12 protein-coding genes, 1 tRNA gene and 1 pseudogene are annotated in these 16,166 nt (G+C 67.0%); 9 read left to right on the top strand and 5 right to left on the bottom strand.

Annotated elements, in window-relative coordinates:
- Positions 1 to 115, top strand: a pseudogene (locus tag LZD57_RS20965) (IS5/IS1182 family transposase); the annotation flags it as partial.
- A 198-nt stretch (positions 116 to 313) separates the two neighbouring features.
- Here LZD57_RS20965 and LZD57_RS20970 read toward each other — a convergent pair.
- Positions 314 to 385: transfer RNA gene (locus tag LZD57_RS20970), tRNA-Ser, on the bottom strand.
- Positions 386 to 971: 586 nt separating this feature from the next.
- On the opposite strand from LZD57_RS20970, the gene LZD57_RS20975 reads away from it, so the two are divergent.
- Positions 972 to 1,205 carry a hypothetical protein gene (locus tag LZD57_RS20975; protein WP_233721539.1) on the top strand — a complete coding sequence of 78 codons (234 nt, stop codon included), beginning with the start codon at positions 972 to 974 and terminating at the stop codon, positions 1,203 to 1,205.
- 246 nt (positions 1,206 to 1,451) lie between these two features.
- On the opposite strand, the gene LZD57_RS20980 is transcribed toward LZD57_RS20975, so the two are convergent.
- Complete coding sequence (locus LZD57_RS20980; RefSeq protein ID WP_233721540.1) at positions 1,452 to 2,282, bottom strand: class I SAM-dependent DNA methyltransferase; 831 nt, start codon at positions 2,280 to 2,282, stop codon at positions 1,452 to 1,454.
- Between the two features lie 128 nt (positions 2,283 to 2,410).
- Positions 2,411 to 3,049 (bottom strand): pyroglutamyl-peptidase I, encoded by a 639-nt coding sequence (locus LZD57_RS20985; RefSeq protein ID WP_233721541.1) that lies wholly within the window; start codon positions 3,047 to 3,049, stop codon positions 2,411 to 2,413.
- A 291-nt stretch (positions 3,050 to 3,340) separates the two neighbouring features.
- Between LZD57_RS20985 and LZD57_RS20990 the strand changes: the two genes are divergently transcribed.
- On the top strand, positions 3,341 to 3,553 hold the full coding sequence (locus LZD57_RS20990) for a cold-shock protein (protein WP_233721542.1): 213 nt from the start codon (positions 3,341 to 3,343) through the stop codon (positions 3,551 to 3,553).
- A gap of 623 nt (positions 3,554 to 4,176) precedes the next feature.
- Here LZD57_RS20990 and LZD57_RS20995 read toward each other — a convergent pair.
- Positions 4,177 to 5,316, bottom strand: a complete 1,140-nt coding sequence (locus tag LZD57_RS20995; RefSeq protein ID WP_233721543.1) for a site-specific DNA-methyltransferase — start codon at positions 5,314 to 5,316, stop codon at positions 4,177 to 4,179.
- Positions 5,317 to 5,537: 221 nt separating this feature from the next.
- Between LZD57_RS20995 and LZD57_RS21000 the strand changes: the two genes are divergently transcribed.
- Both LZD57_RS21000 and LZD57_RS21005 read left to right on the top strand, forming a co-directional pair.
- Positions 5,538 to 6,218 (top strand): HAD family hydrolase, encoded by a 681-nt coding sequence (locus LZD57_RS21000; protein ID WP_233721544.1) that lies wholly within the window; start codon positions 5,538 to 5,540, stop codon positions 6,216 to 6,218.
- 361 nt (positions 6,219 to 6,579) lie between these two features.
- Positions 6,580 to 8,373, top strand: a complete 1,794-nt coding sequence (locus LZD57_RS21005) for a methyl-accepting chemotaxis protein (RefSeq protein WP_233721545.1) — start codon at positions 6,580 to 6,582, stop codon at positions 8,371 to 8,373.
- Positions 8,374 to 8,595: 222 nt separating this feature from the next.
- Here the strand turns inward: LZD57_RS21005 and LZD57_RS21010 are convergent, their stop codons facing one another.
- Entirely contained in the window at positions 8,596 to 9,183 is a 588-nt protein-coding gene (locus tag LZD57_RS21010; RefSeq protein WP_233721546.1) for a hypothetical protein, read from the bottom strand.
- A gap of 138 nt (positions 9,184 to 9,321) precedes the next feature.
- Between LZD57_RS21010 and thrC the strand changes: the two genes are divergently transcribed.
- The 4 genes from thrC (at position 9,322) to LZD57_RS21030 (ending at position 15,816) form a co-directional block, all read left to right on the top strand.
- Positions 9,322 to 10,737, top strand: a complete 1,416-nt coding sequence (thrC, locus tag LZD57_RS21015) for a threonine synthase (RefSeq protein WP_233721547.1) — start codon at positions 9,322 to 9,324, stop codon at positions 10,735 to 10,737.
- Positions 10,734 to 12,035: a M16 family metallopeptidase gene (locus tag LZD57_RS21020; protein WP_233721548.1), complete on the top strand. Its 1,302-nt coding sequence runs from the start codon at positions 10,734 to 10,736 to the stop codon at positions 12,033 to 12,035. Before thrC ends, LZD57_RS21020 begins: the two co-directional genes overlap by 4 nt.
- Before the next feature lie 82 nt (positions 12,036 to 12,117).
- Positions 12,118 to 12,774: a GNAT family N-acetyltransferase gene (locus LZD57_RS21025; protein WP_233721549.1), complete on the top strand. Its 657-nt coding sequence runs from the start codon at positions 12,118 to 12,120 to the stop codon at positions 12,772 to 12,774.
- 153 nt (positions 12,775 to 12,927) lie between these two features.
- Positions 12,928 to 15,816, top strand: a complete 2,889-nt coding sequence (locus LZD57_RS21030; protein WP_420844843.1) for an EAL domain-containing protein — start codon at positions 12,928 to 12,930, stop codon at positions 15,814 to 15,816.
- Positions 15,817 to 16,166: the final 350 nt, after the last annotated feature.

Genomic DNA, 16,166 nt, shown 5'->3' on the forward strand with positions numbered 1-16,166 from the left:
CTTCAATCGCATCAAACAGATGCGGGGCCTTGCCACCCGTTATGACCGACGGGCCGACAACTTCATGGCCGCGCTCAAGCTCGCTGCCATCCGCATCTGGATCAATGCACAATGAGTCCGCGCCCTAGGCGGACGGCCGATCGACGGCCGTCGCCTTCGACCGTCTCGACGAAGCCGGTCGAACCGCCGCGCCGCCACTCGGCTCGCCCATGCTTCGTGGGCCGGCCGGCATTCGGCTGCGTCCAATTCCGGGAAAATGCGGAGCGGACCGCGGGCCCGCGCCACGACGTGCGGGCGCCGACGGCGCCAGGGATGGTGCGGACGACGGGACTCGAACCCGTACTCTCTGTCGAGAAGCAGATTTTCGTACCACTTCGGCTTTCGCCGCCGCCTTGCCGACGTTCGTGGTCTGGACTGTCCCTTCGCCATGGCCCGAAGGCGTTAGGCGCCGCCCGTCCAGTCTCTACACCTTCCCTCGGCTCGAAAACTCGGACCGGGGGCTTGGCTCGGGATTGGCCTGGGGCGTTTCCGCCCGTTAGCGTTCCCCGACTTTGAGCGGTTCTACGCCGCGGATTTCCCCGCGGGCACTCCAATCGTCAAAAGTCTGCTGCGTCTACCGATTTCGCCACGTCCGCCCGTTCTCTCCCGGCCTGCCGCTACCGCGTTCATTGACCGAACCGCTTCGCGCCGCCGTCCTCCTGCCTTAGCGCTTTCGCGCGCTGCAAGGCAATCGCTCGCCCGCCCCCCGCGCCGAAGTCTCGCGGACGAGCCGCGACGTCCGGTGGCAGATGCGGCCTCGGGCCTTCGCCCCCGGTTCGCAACCGTCGCCGACACGGGATCCGCGAGTCAAGTTTTGTTGAGCGCCAGCAACATCACCAAGAAAAGCGCTTAGCACGGGCAAAAAAATCCGCTATGGTCCCTTCATGCCTTGGAAGTGCCGGATTCGATGATTTCGGGCAGGAGGGATCGCCGTGGCATTGCAGGAGAAAAGCGGAAGCCGGCCAGCAACGGGGACGGGCCTGTTCTGGGTCGATGCGCCGGAACTCGTTGAAGACGAAGCTTTTTTGCAGCGTCTGCGCGCCGAGAACGATGCCCTCGACAGCTTGCGCCAGGCTCTCGACGCGGAAAGCCACGGTTTTGCCCGATTTTTGACTCGCGATGCCGAAGAGATGACCGGCGAAACCTTCGCGGACGCCGATTTCTGACGGCAGGCGACGTTGCGGCAGCAGCCCGATTGGGACGCTGTCTCTGCGTCCGGCTCGGGATCGACGGGCGAGGACGCCGATGCGCCCGCCCATCAAACACATCGCAAGCGCAAGACATGCGAGACGGGTCCGGAGCCGGCCGGGCCCTCCGAACGGACGCCCGGCGGCAGGCGCGGGTCCGCGCCTCCCGCCTGGCGTCGTCGTCTGCCTCGAAGCTCAGTGGCCGCGGCATTCGTCTCCCGGCGGTCAGCCACCCCGGCGCGCGACGAAGAGATGGCCGGGCGCGGGCCGGCCTTCCTGCATGCGGACGGTGATCGGCTCGAATGCGAGGATCGTGAACTCCGCCGCTTCGAGCGCCGCCCGCACGTAATCCTCGCCATGATGGAAGCGATGGTCGCGGCCGACGGCAAAGCCGCTCTCGCCCCCCGCCCCGTTGCTCGCCCCCTCGCCGAAGGTCTCCGTCGAGGCGACGAACAGACCCTCCGGGGCAAGCCGCCCGGCGACGCGGGCGAGCAGCGGCGAGAGATCGCCGAGATAGGGCAGCACGTCGGCTGCAAGGATCAGGTCGAAGGGTTCGACCTCCTCGAATTCCTCGAGGAACTCCAGCGCCTCGCCGATGTAGAGATGATCGTAGGCACCGCCGTCGAAGGCGATTTCGACCATGTTCTCCGACAGATCGACGCCGAGCATTTCGTCGACGCGGCCGTCGAGCGCGGCGCCGACGAGCCCGGTGCCGCAGCCGAGATCGAGCCCGCGGTCGAAATGCTCGAAGCCAAGCCGCGACAGGGCTTCGGCGGCGAGACCCGGCACGCCGTAGCCGAGCTGGCGCACCAGAATGTCCTCGAACGCATCGGCCTGCTGGTCGAACAGCGTCGTCACATAGGCATCGCCCGCCGAAGCCGGGGCTTCGCCGAGCCCGAGCGCCGCGAGCCGCAGCCGTGCCCCGACATGGTCTTCGGGATCGATCTCGAGACAGGCGCGATAGCCCGTTGCGGCCGCCTCGGCCCGACCGGCCTTTTCGGCTGCCAGGGCCTTGCGGTACGCGGCGTCGAGCGCCGCCTCGTCGAATGCGGTCATATCAAATCCTCATGCGATGGCGCGGACGCCGATGCGTCGGGCGGTCGGAGACGACGCCACTCTTCCGAGCCAGGGCTCGACGGGCGCGGCAAAAAGGGGGGCGGAAGCGCTGGCAGCGCCTTTCGGCATCAGGCGAGCGGCCGGGGGTCGGAGGAAGCCGTCGCCATCTCGACGAGCGCCATCGCCGCCGCCTCGATCTTGTCAATGGGTAGGCTCAAAAAGACGTCGGGCAAGGGCGGATGGGCGAGAAGCGCTTCCAGGCCCTCGTCGCTCGACGGCAGGTGGAAGAAGCCGAACCGCTCGACCCCGAGCCCGCCGGCGGCGAGCGCCAGACGATAGAGCGTGTCGTTGCACAGGTAGCCGCCCGCATTCGTCGACCACTCGAAATCGATGCCGGCCTCGCGAAGCCGCCCTGCCACCTCGGTCCAGTCGAGCCGGCAGGCCAGCCGCTCCGGCCCCTCGCCGATCGAAGGGCCGGCGGGAAACCCGCCGAACGCATCGGCCCGGCCGAGCTCGCGGCGGTTGCGGGCGAGGAGCTCGACCCGAAAGCGTTCGGCCCGCAGATGCGCCCCGAACATCAGAACCGTCCGCGCCCCTCGCCGCCGGATCTCGGCCTCCAGTCGCGGCCAGCTCTCCTCCCAGGAAACGTCGAGGACGAGCGTCGAGACCGTCGACGGGAGACGACGATCGAGGCTTTCGACGAGATCCTGGGACGGGTTCCGGGCGACCCCCGGGAAGGCCGCGAAACCGACGACGAGAATCGACATGGTCGAACGTATTCCACACGTTGTTGGGTGGGACAGTACTGACGGTGAAGCTGTGCCGCTACGGGACGCTTCGCATGTCAGGAATCTTTCACTTGCAAAGACGTCGGGAACCTAGCATTGTTCGAGCTGTTCGGGCAAATTCGCGAACACGGATAATGGACGAATTGCGTATCGGGAGCGCCTCTCCCGGGTGGGCTCGCGGGCCTGCGATGTATCGGTTCCTATCCTCGTCAAGACTTGCCTGCCGCCGCCCTCAGGGCGCCCATACATGCCGGGATAAGGATTCCGATAATGGCACAGACCGGGACGGTCAAATTCTTCAACACCGAAAAGGGCTTCGGTTTCATCAAGCCCGACAATGGCGGGGCCGACATCTTCGTGCACATCTCCGCCGTCCAGGCCTCCGGCCTGCCGGGCCTTCAGGAGAACCAGAAGGTTTCCTTCGACACCGAGCCGGACAAGCGCGGCAAGGGCCCGAAGGCCGTGAACCTGCAGTCGGCCTGAGCCGACCCCCTTTCATCGAGGAGATCACGGGCGCCGGGCAAGACCTTCGCGGCCGTGATTTTGGCGTTCTTCCGCGATTGCCGGGCGATCGTGTCGTCGGCAGATCCGACGCTGCGCACCGCTTCCCGCGATCCCGCACACCCCGCCTCCGCGCCGCAGATCGCAGCGGGGCTCGTGGCCGGGCCGAGTTCCCTGGATCGCATCGGGCCCGATCGGGACGGTCGGGTCCCTTTCCTCTTGGCTCGAACGGGCTGCAGGCCGGGTGACCGTTCCGAGCCGCGCTTCTGTTCCGCCGGATGCGTCGGCGTTCGTCGGCTGCGCCGCATCGGGGCCCGCCGGATGCCTCGCCTGCCCTTCCCGTTTTCTCGCGCCTCGGCGATGCCGCCGACATCGGCTGTACTCGTCGCCCGTCGCGGCCCTCGGGATCCCACGCGACCGGCCTGACGGTGGCCTTTCGGAACGACGACGGGGCGGGCCGGTGATGGACGCTGCCCGGCGAGAAGAGCGCCTCGGCCTCCGTCGCGTCGGTCGAAATCGCCGCATCGAAGCGAGAGGCGACCGTCGAAGCCGGCGACCGAACCACCTTGTCTCCCCGGACGCGTCGTTTCCCGAACGACCCGAGGTCACGCTTCGCGCGAACCGATCGCCATGCGCTCGCGCACCAGCCGGCGGAGCTCGTCGATGGGCCGCAGCTGCCCTTCCGTCTCGACGTGCCAGAAGGTCCAGCCGTTGCAGGCCGCAAGGCCCTGCACCTTCGCCCCGACGCGGTGGATCGACGCCGCCTCGCCGGAGACCGCGACCGTGCCGTCCGCCCGCACATGGGCGACGTGGCGCCGCCCGGCGTCGGTGAGCTGCGTGCCGGGCTCGATCAGCCCGGCCTCGAGCAGGCTGGCGAAGGGCACGCGCGGCTCGGCCCGCTTGCCGGCGGCCATCGCCAGGCTCTCTTCCGAAAGCGGCTCGACGGCGGCGATCCGCTTCTCGGCCGCGGCGACGTAGTCTTCGTCCCGCTCGATGCCGACGTAATGGCGCCCGAGGCGCTTGGCGACCGCGCCGGTCGTGCCGGTGCCGAAGAACGGGTCGAGCACGACGTCGCCGGGCTTGGTGGACGCCAGAATGACCCGCGCGAGCAGCATCTCGGGCTTCTGCGTCGGATGCAGCTTCTGCCCGTCCTCGCCCTTCAGACGCTCGCCACCGGTGCAGATCGGAAACAGCCAGTCCGAGCGCATCTGCAGGTCGTCGTTCGCCGCCTTCAGGGTTTCGTAGTTGAAGGTGTAGCCCTTGGCGTCCTTGCCGAGCGAGGCCCAGATCATCGTCTCGTGGGCGTTCTGGAATCTGCGGCCGCGGAAATTGGGCATCGGGTTGGATTTGCGCCAGACGACGTCGTTGAGGATCCAGTAGCCGAGATCCTGCATCGAGGCGCCGACGCGGAAGATGTTGTGATAGGAGCCGATCACCCAGATCGTGCCGGTCGGCTTCAGGACGCGCCGGGCGGCCAGCAGCCAGGCCCGGGTGAAGGCGTCGTAGGCCTGGAAGCTCTCGAACTGGTCCCAGGCGTCGTCGACGGCATCGACCTTGGACTGATCCGGCCGGTGCAGGTCTCCGGCAAGCTGGAGGTTGTACGGCGGATCGGCGAAGATCACGTCGACCGAGTTCTCCGGCATCGTCTCCATCTGCGAAACGCAGTGCCCCTTGAGGATGCGGTCCCGAAAGCCGGGCGCCGGATCGAGGAAGGCCTTGCGAAGGGCGGAGCGGGAAGGAGCCATGACGAAAACCATTTACGCGGGAACAGTCGATATCGGCCATGGTTACCGAACAGCGTAAACAATCGATAAAGTCGTCGAAGAATGTTCGACCCGGCCCCGCGAAGGCCGGCGCACCGCAGGAACGGTTTGCGGGGGCGCGCCGCCGTGCTAGGGCCGCGCGGGCGGGCGTCCTGCCGCCTTCCAACGACGACAATCCCGCCCGGATCCGAGAAAGGGCCGCCATGGCGAAGCCACAGCTCATCATCTTCGACTGCGACGGCGTCCTCATCGATTCCGAGGTGATCGCAGCGAAGGTCCAGTCCGAGATGCTGCTCGAGGAAGGCATCGAACTCGATGCCGGGGAATCGGCTGCGCGTTTTGCCGGCCTGACCTGGAAGACCATCCTCGACCGCCTCGGCGAAGAGACCGGCCACCGCTTCTCCGAAGCGTTCATGAACCGCGTCGACGCGGAGATCGACCGCCGGCTCGGCACAGAGGCCGAGGAGGTCGCCGGGGCGCGGGAGATGCTGGAGCGGCTGGACCTGCCGCGCTGCATCTGCTCGAATTCGAGCGCCGCGCGCCTCGAACTCGAACTCGATCACGTCGGCCTGTGGGATTTCTTCCGCCCGAACGTCTTCAGTGCCGGCGACGTCGGCCGGGCAAAGCCGGCGCCGGACGTATTTCTCCATGCGTTGAAGAAGTTCGAGGTGACGGGGCCGCAATCCGTCGTCATCGAGGATTCCGTTCATGGCGTCACCGGCGCCCGGGCGGCCGGTTGCCGGGTCGTCGGCTTCACCGGCGCCGGGCACAGCTATCCGGGCCATGCCGACGCGCTCACCGAGGCGGGTGCCGAGACGGTGATCAACCGGCTCGCGGACTTTCCCGCGGTGGTCGAGGTGCTCGGCGACTGGCAGGACGACTGAGGATCCCGGCGAGGATTTGCTGCGCCGCAGATATACTAGCGCCGACGGCAATTCAGCTGAAACGGTGCAAATTACCGTAAGTCATAATGGTACGCTTCGTACCTCTATTTTTCGATTTTCGCACAAAGACCATGCTGAATATGCCGTTCGATATAGACTGTATCGAGAACCATCAGTAAGTTATACTATTTTTGACAAGCCTGACTTACCTCCAGTTGCGGATGGAACCGAAATCACCCGTTAAAAGATTTTTATTTTTTCCCGTCCATCTGTAATGACACCTCGGTTCAGCGGGCGAGCGTCAAGCGCGGCCAATCCGATCGAGCCCTCCATTTTCGGTTGAACCCCGTCGAGAAAAACGATGTCCTTCCCATTCCGCAACGGTGGCCTGGCCGGCCATAAGATCGCCGCGCTCAACGCGCTTCGTGCCAACGTGATGCTCGCCGACGCGAAGCTGAACATCACCTATCTCAACCCGGCGCTCGAGCGCCTCTTGCGCGAAGCCGAGCCGGAGCTGAAGCAGGAACTGCCGCGCTTCAACGTCGACGGCCTGGTCGGCAGCAACATCGACATCTTCCACAAGAACCCGAGCCATCAGCGGGGGATGCTGGCGGCGCTTCAACGGCCTCACAACGCCACGATCAAGGTCGCCGGGTGGATGTTCGACCTGCTCGTCTCGCCGCTGCGCGAGGGCAGCACGACCGTCGGCTTCGTCGTCGAATGGGCCGACGCCAAGGAACGACTGCTCAACGTGGACTACGCCGGCCAGATCGCAGCGGTCCATCGCGCCCAGGCCGTCATCGAATTCGACGTCGACGGCACGATCGTGACCGCCAACGAGAACTTCCTCACCACGATGGGCTATAACCTGTCGGAGATCGTCGGAAAGAACCACGCGATCTTCATCGACCCCGCCTATCGCGACAGCGCCGAATACGCGACCTTCTGGCAAAATCTCCGCGCCGGCAGATTCCAGGCTTCGGAGTTCCGCCGCGTCGGCAAGAACGGCAAGGAGATCTGGATTCAGGGTTCCTACAATCCGATCTTCGACGCCGGCGGCAAGGTGGTCAAGGTCGTCAAATACGCCACGGACGTGACCGCGCGCGTCAAGGCCGTCGCCGAGATCGGCGCGGCGCTCGCCGACCTCGCGGAGGGTAAGCTCGACCGGCGCATCGACGTCCCGCTGACGCCCGAACTCGACCAGTTGCGCAACGACTACAACCAGGCGCTCGTGGGTCTCGAGGATGCCATCACACAGGTCAAGGGTGCGACGGCCACGATCGGCGAGGGCATGAGCGAGATCAATACGGCCGCCGCCGATCTTTCGCAGCGGACCGAGCAGCAGGCTGCGAGCCTCGAAGAGACCGTCGCGGCGCTGTCCGAGATCACTCGCGGCATCAACGGGACCGCCTCCGACGCGATGAAGGCGAACCAGGCGACCGCGACGGCGCTTCGCGATGCAGAAAACGGCGGTACGGTCGTCGCCCAGGCGGTCACCGCAATGAGCGCGATCGAGGCGTCATCCCAGAAGATCAGCCAGATCATCGGGGTGATCGACGAGATCGCCTTCCAGACCAACCTGCTTGCCCTCAATGCCGGCGTCGAGGCGGCGCGCGCCGGCGAGGCCGGCAAGGGCTTTGCCGTGGTGGCTCAGGAAGTCCGCGCCCTCGCCCAGCGCTCGGCGGAAGCGGCCAAGGAGATCAAGGGCCTGATCATGACCTCCTCGGAACAGGTCGAGAGCGGCGTGGAACTCGCCCGGGCGTCCGGCAAGTCGCTGGAAGAGATCGTCGCCCGCGTCCAGGAGGTCAGCCAGCTGGTTGCCGAGATCGCCCGCAATGCCGAGCAGCAGGCGAGCACGCTGAGGGAAGTCTCGTCCGCCGCCGACCAGATGGACAAGGTGACGCAGCAGAACGCCGCGATGGTCGAAGAGACGACGGCCGCCGCCCGCAATCTCAGCGGCGAGACCGAGCAACTGGCCACCCTCATGGGGCGCTTCCACACCGCCGGAGATGCCAGGGCGGCAGTGCGCAAACAACCCGCAAAGCCGGCTGCGGCCCATCCGCGAGCCGCGAACAATCAGGCGCGCCGGGCTGGCACTGTCGGCAATACGGCCCTGAAGGCGGCCCCGAGCGAGGAGAGCTGGACCGAATTCTGAGCGAGACGGCGAGGCGGGATCGCCGGCCGGAGCGGCGAAGATCCAAGACGACCCGGGGCCGGCGTTGCCGCCCCCGGGTCGTTTCGCATGTCGTCGCGGCGATTGCCGTCCGGGCCCGCCCGGACGCCTGTCGGTCGCGATGCGACCGATCGAGGCGCCTCATCGCGGCTTGCCGGTATCGCGTCGGCAGTCGCAGACCGCCGACGCAGCGGACCACCGAGCTCAATTCTGCTTGGGCGGGCCTTCGTCGAAACCGGTGTAGACGATGACGCCGCCGATGACCGGCGCAATCAGGATATTGTCCTCGACATAACGGAAGGAGCGGGCCGTACCGCCCTTTTCGACCGATACGGAAATCTTGCCCAGATTCGAATAGATGACCCCCTCCTGGCCGACGACCGCGACCCGGATCGGCAATTGGAGGGTGCGGGACTTGGCCGCACGGCCCGGCATCAGCCGTCCTTCGACGCCGACGGTGATCTTCAGCTTGCCGCCGACGATCCGGCAATCGCGCTTTGCATTGACGATCACCGCCTGATAGTCGAGCGCGTCGCCGTCCTTTTCCTGAATGGTGGACGTGCCTTCCCGGATCGACGCCTGCGGACAGAAGCGCGCCTCGCCCCGTTGCGCCGCAGCCATGCCGGCCGACGCGTCGTCGGGCTGATCGGGGGTCGCGGACGGCTCGGCCGCTACGGGTTCGGATGCGGCGGCCGGTGGGCCGAGATCGGTGTTCTGGACTCGGTCCATCGTGTTGCAGGCGGCGAGGCTTGCCGCGAACAGTGCGACGAGGAGGCTCCGGATGGCCGGCACGGTATGCATCGCTGGGTTCTTCCCTTACTGTGGCGGGCGGTTCTATATCAGCCGGATCTCGGATAGGCGACCCGACCGCCGGTGGGCAAGACGGACGATGGCCGGTCCACGGCCGCTCCGGCAAGGAGTTTTGAAGACGTGAGGTATGTGAGTACGCGCGGCGAAGCCGAGAGTCTCGGATTTGCCGATGCCCTTCTCAAGGGGCTTGCGGACGACGGCGGGCTCTATCTGCCCGAAAGCTGGCCGCAGTTTTCCCCAGCCGTGATCGAGGATTTCGCCGGCCGGCCCTATGCCGACGTCGCCGAGGCGGTATTCCGCCCCTTCGTCGGCGACGACATCGCGCCCGAGGTTCTCAGGGCGATGATCGACGAGGCCTACGCGACCTTCGCCCATCCGGCCGTCGCCCCGCTGGTGCAGATCGGGCCGGCGCATTTCGTCCTCGAACTGTTCCACGGCCCGACGCTCGCCTTCAAGGACATCGCCATGCAGCTCATCGCGCGGCTGATGGATCACGTCCTGAAGGAGCGCGGCGAGCGCGCCACCATCGTCGGCGCGACCTCGGGCGACACCGGCGGCGCGGCGATCGCCGCCTTTGCCGGCTCGCAGCGCACCGATCTCTTCATCCTCTTCCCGCACGGCCGCGTCTCGCCCGTCCAGCAGCGGCAGATGACCACCTCGGGCGCCGCCAACGTTCACGCGGTCGCCGTCGACGGTCATTTCGACGACTGCCAGGCGCTGGTGAAGGCGATGTTCAACGATCGCCGGTTCCGCGACGGGGTCGGACTGTCCGGCGTCAATTCGATCAACTGGGGCCGGATCATGGCCCAGATCGTCTACTACTTCACCAGCGCGGCCAGCCTCGGCGCGCCGCGGCGCAAGCTGACCTTCACGGTCCCGACCGGCAATTTCGGCGACATCTTCGCCGGCTATGCTGCGATGCGCATGGGGCTGCCGGTGGAAAGGCTGGTGATCGCCACCAACGCCAACGACATCCTCGCCCGGACGCTGGCCACCGGCCGCTACGAGACCGGCAAGGTCGAGGCGACGATGTCGCCGTCGATGGACATCCAGGTCTCGTCGAATTTCGAGCGGCTGATCTTCGAGGCCAGCGGCCGCGACGCCGGCCTCGTCCGCCGGCTGATGGCGGGGCTGTCGCAGTCCGGCGGCTTCGAACTGCCGGCCGAGGTGCTGAGCGCCATCCGTGAGAATTTCGACGCAGAGACGACCGACGAGGCGGCGACCGCCGAGACGATCCGGCGCGTCCTCCAAGCCGACGCCTATCTCCTCGATCCGCACACCGCCGTCGGCGTCAACGTCGCCGAAAGCCGCGGCATCGCACCGGGGACGGCTGCGATCACCCTCGGCACGGCCCACCCGGCGAAATTCCCCGCAGCGGTGAAAGCGGCCTGCGGCATCGAGCCGGCCCTGCCGCCGACCCATGCCGGGCTGATGGAACGGGCCGAACGCTTCGACCGGCTGCCGGCCGAGTTGACGGCGGTGGAAGACTACATCCGGGCGCGCACGCGCGCCGCAATGGCGGGAGCAAGGCCATGAGCGTCGAGATCACCCGGCTCGCCAACGGCCTCACCATCGCCACCGAGACCATGCCGACGCTCGAAAGCGCGGCGCTGGGCATCTGGGTGAAGGCCGGGGCGCGCGACGAAGGCGAGAACGAGCACGGCATCGCCCATCTGCTCGAACACATGGCCTTCAAGGGCACCAGCCGGCGCAACGCGCGCCAGATCGCCGAAGAGATCGAGGACGTCGGCGGCGACCTCAACGCCGCGACCAGCGTCGAGACGACGTCCTACTACGCCCGGGTCCTGAAGAACGACGTACCGCTGGCGATCGACATATTGACCGACATCCTGGTCGATTCGCGCTTCGACGAGGCCGAACTCGAACGTGAGCAGCAGGTGATCCTGCAGGAGATCGGGGCTGCCGAAGACACCCCCGACGACATCGTCTTCGACCATTTCCAGGAAACCGCCTTCAAGAGCCAGATCATCGGCCGGCCGATCCTCGGGACACGGCAGACGGTGAAATCCTTCACCCCCGACGACCTGCGGGCCTATCTCGCCCGCCACTACGGTCCCGACCGGATGATCGTCTCCGCGGCGGGCGCGGTGTCCCACCAGGCCGTCGTCGATCAGGTATCGGCCGCGCTCGGCTCGAACGCCGCGCCGGCGCCGCAGGCGACGGAGGCGCGCAGCCCGGCCACCTATGTCGGCGGCGAGTACCGCCAGGAGCGCGAACTCGCCGACGCCCAGATGGTGCTCGGCTTCGAGGGCCGCCCCTACTATGCGCGGGACTTCTACGCCTCCCAGGTCCTGTCGCTGATCCTCGGCGGCGGCATGTCGTCGCGGCTCTTCCAGGAAGTGCGCGAGCGGCGGGGTCTCTGCTACGCCATCTACGCCTTCCACTGGAGCTTTTCCGATTCCGGCGTCTTCGGCATCCACGCGGCGACCGGCGAGGAGGAGCTTGCCGAACTCGCCCCGGTGATCGTCGACGAACTCGTCGAGGCGGCAAACGGCATCACCGAAGCGGAGGTGACCAGGGCCCGGGCGCAGATGCGCGCCAGCCTGCTGATGTCCCAGGAGAGCCCGGCTTCGCGCGCCGGCCAGATCGCCCGCCAGCTGATGTTCAACGGCGAGGTCATTCCCAACGCCGATCTCATCGCCAGGCTCGACGCGATCACCGCCGAGCGGCTCGCCGATCTCGCCGGCCGGATCTTCACCGGCTCGACGCCGACGCTCGCGGCGATCGGCCCGGTGTCTCGCCTTCCACGGCTCGGCGAACTCGGCGAACGGCTCAACGTCGCTCCGGCGCTGCAGGCGGTCGGCGGGCGTTGAGGCCGGAGCGTCTTGCGAAGCCCCTCTCTCCTCGGCTAACCGACTGTCAGCGTCGCACTCCGTCACCATCAGCAACCGCGCCATGGGCCTGATCGATTACCTCAGCCGGCCGAACGTGCCCGTCCTCTCCGGCGAAGGGATCGTCCTTCGCCTGCCGCGCCGGTCGGATTTTCCGGCCTGGCGGGCCCTGCGCGAAGATTCAAGGGGATTTCTCACCCCCTGGGAGCCGGTGTGGACCAGCGACGAGCTGACCCATGCCGCGTTCCGCCGCCGGGTGGCCCGCTACGATCAGGAGGCCCGGGAGGGGAACGGCTACAGCTTCTTCCTCTTCGACCAGGCCGGAGAGACGCTGCTCGGCGGGATCAGCGTCGGCCATGTCCGCCGCGGCGTTGCCCAGTCCGCGACCCTCGGCTACTGGATGGGGGAGCGCTTCGCCGGAAAGGGCCACATGCGCCGCGCCGTCGAGGCGGTGAAGCTCTTCGCCTTCGAGGTCGAGGGGCTGCACCGGATCGAGGCGGCGTGCCTGCCGAACAATCAGCGGTCGATCCGGCTCCTCGAGCGCTGCGGCTTTTCCCGGGAGGGGCATCTGCGCGGTTACCTTAAGATCGCCGGAAAGTGGGAAGACCATTGCCTATACGCTCTCCTTGCCGAAGAATGGTCGCGTTCGGGGGCTCTCGAGATGGCACCGACACGGGATTCACCCTCCCGGCACCCGGTAGATCGGGTGTCGGTTTCGTAAACCGAGCGGCTGATTGCAACTTCACCAAGCTGCCGAAAGCTGCGACAGTCGAATGTGGCGGCGAATGCGACGGGACAGGGGTCTGACGGCCCCTGCCACCCGCTCGTGAGCGTCGCGACGGCCGGAACGGCCCAAAGGAAAGCGCCGGAGGGCATGCGTTTCATCATCGTTCGTTGGCTGCTGGTCACCTTCGCCCTCGCCCTTCTGGCCGGCGGGACGGCGCCGGCCATGGCGCTCGAGCCGGTCGGGGTGTCCCGCGACGACGTCGCCATCGACCTGAAGCCGGCGACCGACTTCTATTTCGGCCAGGGGCGCAATTTTCAGGTCACCACCGTGCCCGGCGCCGACGGCATCGTCCGGCGCATCGAAGTGGAGGCGAAGTCGCCCGAGGCTTCGGGCAACTGGGCCGTCTTCGCGCTGGCCAACAACACCGACGAACAGCTCGACCGCCTCGTGGTCGCCTCGCAGTTCCGGCTCGTCGGATCGGGTATCCTGTCGCCCGATCTCGGCTCGCAGCGGATCGCCTCGATCACCCCGAGCCAGGGCTTTGCCCTCGAACGCCAGAACAGCACCGATGCGGACGTGTTCCTCGTCACCCTCGATCCCGGCTCGGTCGTCACCTTCGTCGCCGAACTGACGAGTTCGAACCTCCCCGAACTCAGGCTCTGGGAGCCGAACGCCTACAAGGACACGATCAACGCCTTCACCCTCTATCGCGGCATCGTGCTCGGCATCGCCGGGCTTTTGGCGGTGTTCCTGACGATCCTCTTCGTGGTCAAGGGTTCGGCGATGTTCCCCGCGGCGGCGGCGCTCGCCTGGGCCGTGCTCGCCTATATCTGCATCGACTTCGACTTCTGGCAGAAGCTGCTGCCGCTCGCGCCCGGCCAGGAACGGATCTGGCGCGCCGGCACCGAGGTGGCGCTCGCCTTCACCCTGGCGATGTTCCTCTTCGCCTACCTCAACCTCAACCGCTGGCACCGGGCGCTGTCGATCACGCTCCTCGTCTGGCTCTGTCTTCTGGCCGGTCTCGGCGGCCTCGCCGCCTTCGAGCCCGTCGTCGCTTCGGGCATCGCCCGGCTGTCGCTGGCCGCCACCGCCGGCATCGGCCTCGCGCTGATCGTCGGCCTCGCCTTCCAGGGCTTCGACCGCGCGGTGATGCTGATCCCGACCTGGTGTCTGATCATCCTGTGGCTCGCGGCGAGCTGGATGACCGTCACAGGCCGGATCGACAACGACATCATCCAGCCGGCGCTCGGCGGAGGCCTCGTCCTGATCGTGCTCCTGATCGGTTTCACGGTGATGCAGCACGGCTTTGCCGGCGGCAGCTTCGCCCAGGGTCTCCTGTCGGACATGGAGCGCCGATCGCTGGCTCTGGCGGGGGCCGGCGACGCGGTCTTCGACTGGGACGTCACGCGCGACCGGATCTTCGTCGGGGCCGACGGCGAGACCTTGTCCGGCATGCCGATCGCGGCGATGAACGGCGCGGCGCGGGACTGGCTTCCGATCCTCCACCAGGACGACCGCGACCGGTTCAAGCTGACCTTCGACACGGTGATCGAACACCGCCGCGGCCGCATCGTCCAGGAGTTCCGCGTCGCCGACGAGGACGGGCACTATCACTGGATGCAGCTGCGGGCCCGCCCCGTCCTCGGATCGGACGGCGAAGTGACGCGCTGCGTCGGCACGCTGAAGGACGTGACCGAGCAGAAGAAGGCCGAGGAACGGCTGCTGCACGACGCGCTGCACGACCAGTTGACCGGCCTTCCCAACCGCGAATTGTTCCGCGACAGGCTGGAGGCGATCGGCATCCTGGCGGCGACGCGCGACGACGTCCGCCCGACGATCTTCGTCATCGACGTCGACCGGTTCAAGCAGGTGAACGACGACTTCGGCCTCGCCGTCGGCGATACGATCCTGCTCACGGTGGGGCGGCGGCTGAAGCGCATCCTGAAACCACAGGACACGCTGGCCCGGCTCGGCAGCGACCAGTTCGGCCTGATCCTCGTCTCGGAAAGCGACGTCGGAGCCGTCGCCGCCTTCGCCGAGGTCCTGCGCGAGGCGATCAAGGCGCCGATCTCGCTCGCCGGCCGCGAGATCGTCCTGACCGGCTCGATCGGCCTCAGCGGCTGGGCCGAGGGCGCGACCAGCGAGGAGACGCTGAAGGAAGCCGAACTCGCCATGTATCAGGCCAAGCGCTTCGGCGGCGACCGGATCGAGCCCTTCCGCCCGGCCTACAAGTCCATCGGCGCCGGACGGCTGCAGCTGGAATCGGATCTCAGGCGCGCCTTCGAACGCTCGGAACTGTCGCTGGCCTTCCAGCCGATCGTCGATCTCGCCGGCGAGACCGTCGCCGGCTTCGAGGCGCTCCTGCGCTGGGAGCATCCGCGCCGCGGCACGATCTCGCCCTCGGAGTTCATCCCGATCGCCGAGAACACCGGGCTGATCGTCACGCTCGGCCAGTTCGCGCTGGAAGAAGCCGCCAAGCGTCTCGGCGATCTCCACCGGGCGACCGGCGACGACAGCTTCTTCATGTCGGTCAACATTTCCAGCCGGCAGCTGATCCGCCAGGATCTGATCGCCGACGTCAAGAGCGTGCTCGAACGCTACAAGCTCTCACCCGCCTGCCTGAAGCTCGAACTCACCGAATCCATGGTGATGGACAACCCCGAGCGATCGGCGAAGCTTCTCGCCCGGCTGCGCGACCTCGGCGTCGGCCTGTCGCTCGACGACTTCGGCACCGGCCATTCCTCGCTGGCCTATCTGATGCGTTTTCCCTTCGACACGCTGAAGATCGATCAGTCGTTCCTGCGCAACAACAACCAGCCGCAGCGCCCGATCATCCTGCATTCGATCGTCACCATGGCCCACGATCTCGGCCTGAAAGTCGTCGCCGAGGGCGTCGAGAACGAAAGCGACATCGTCCAGCTCCGCCAGCTGAACTGCGAATACGCCCAGAGCTTCGCCTTCTCGCCGCCACTCAACTTCGAGACGGCCCGTCGGCTGCTGGTCGACAGGGCGGCGAGCTTGAAGCGGGCGAGTTGAGGGGGCGGGGCGCGGGTTTGCCCATACTGCGGTAGAGCAGGCCGGCCGGCCGGGGTGCAGAGGCGACCGCACGCGGATGGACCGATGTGCGTTCAAGCGCTTGATTTTAAAGGCATTTATCACCCGCGGCGTCATCCTCGGGCTTGTCCCGAGGATCTACCGCCGCAACCACGACAAAATCCTCACCGGATGCCCTTCCGCCCACCGACAGCCCGGCGATCAACCCGCAGTAGATCCTCGGGACACGCCCGAGGATGACGCCGCGTTGGGATAAGCGCCCCTAACCTTCAGACGTTCTGGCATTCAGCCAGCTATCGTCCCCGGGCTCCTCAAGCCCCTAAACCTGGCGT

The organism is Jiella avicenniae, assembly GCF_021390325.1.
Classification (GTDB): Bacteria; Pseudomonadota; Alphaproteobacteria; order Rhizobiales; family Rhizobiaceae; genus Jiella; species Jiella avicenniae.

Bases quoted from the DNA above. Each gene is read 5' to 3' on its own strand.
- LZD57_RS20980 (WP_233721540.1), bottom strand. From the start codon at position 2,282: ATGACCGCATTCGACGAGGCGGCGCTCGACGCCGCGTACCGCAAGGCC.
- LZD57_RS20985 (WP_233721541.1), bottom strand. From the start codon at position 3,049: ATGTCGATTCTCGTCGTCGGTTTCGCGGCCTTCCCGGGGGTCGCCCGG.
- LZD57_RS20990 (WP_233721542.1), top strand. From the start codon at position 3,341: ATGGCACAGACCGGGACGGTCAAATTCTTCAACACCGAAAAGGGCTTC.
- LZD57_RS20995 (WP_233721543.1), bottom strand. From the start codon at position 5,316: ATGGCTCCTTCCCGCTCCGCCCTTCGCAAGGCCTTCCTCGATCCGGCG.
- LZD57_RS21000 (WP_233721544.1), top strand. From the start codon at position 5,538: ATGGCGAAGCCACAGCTCATCATCTTCGACTGCGACGGCGTCCTCATC.
- LZD57_RS21005 (WP_233721545.1), top strand. From the start codon at position 6,580: ATGTCCTTCCCATTCCGCAACGGTGGCCTGGCCGGCCATAAGATCGCC.
- LZD57_RS21020 (WP_233721548.1), top strand. From the start codon at position 10,734: ATGAGCGTCGAGATCACCCGGCTCGCCAACGGCCTCACCATCGCCACC.
- LZD57_RS21025 (WP_233721549.1), top strand. From the start codon at position 12,118: ATGGGCCTGATCGATTACCTCAGCCGGCCGAACGTGCCCGTCCTCTCC.
- LZD57_RS21030 (WP_420844843.1), top strand. From the start codon at position 12,928: ATGCGTTTCATCATCGTTCGTTGGCTGCTGGTCACCTTCGCCCTCGCC.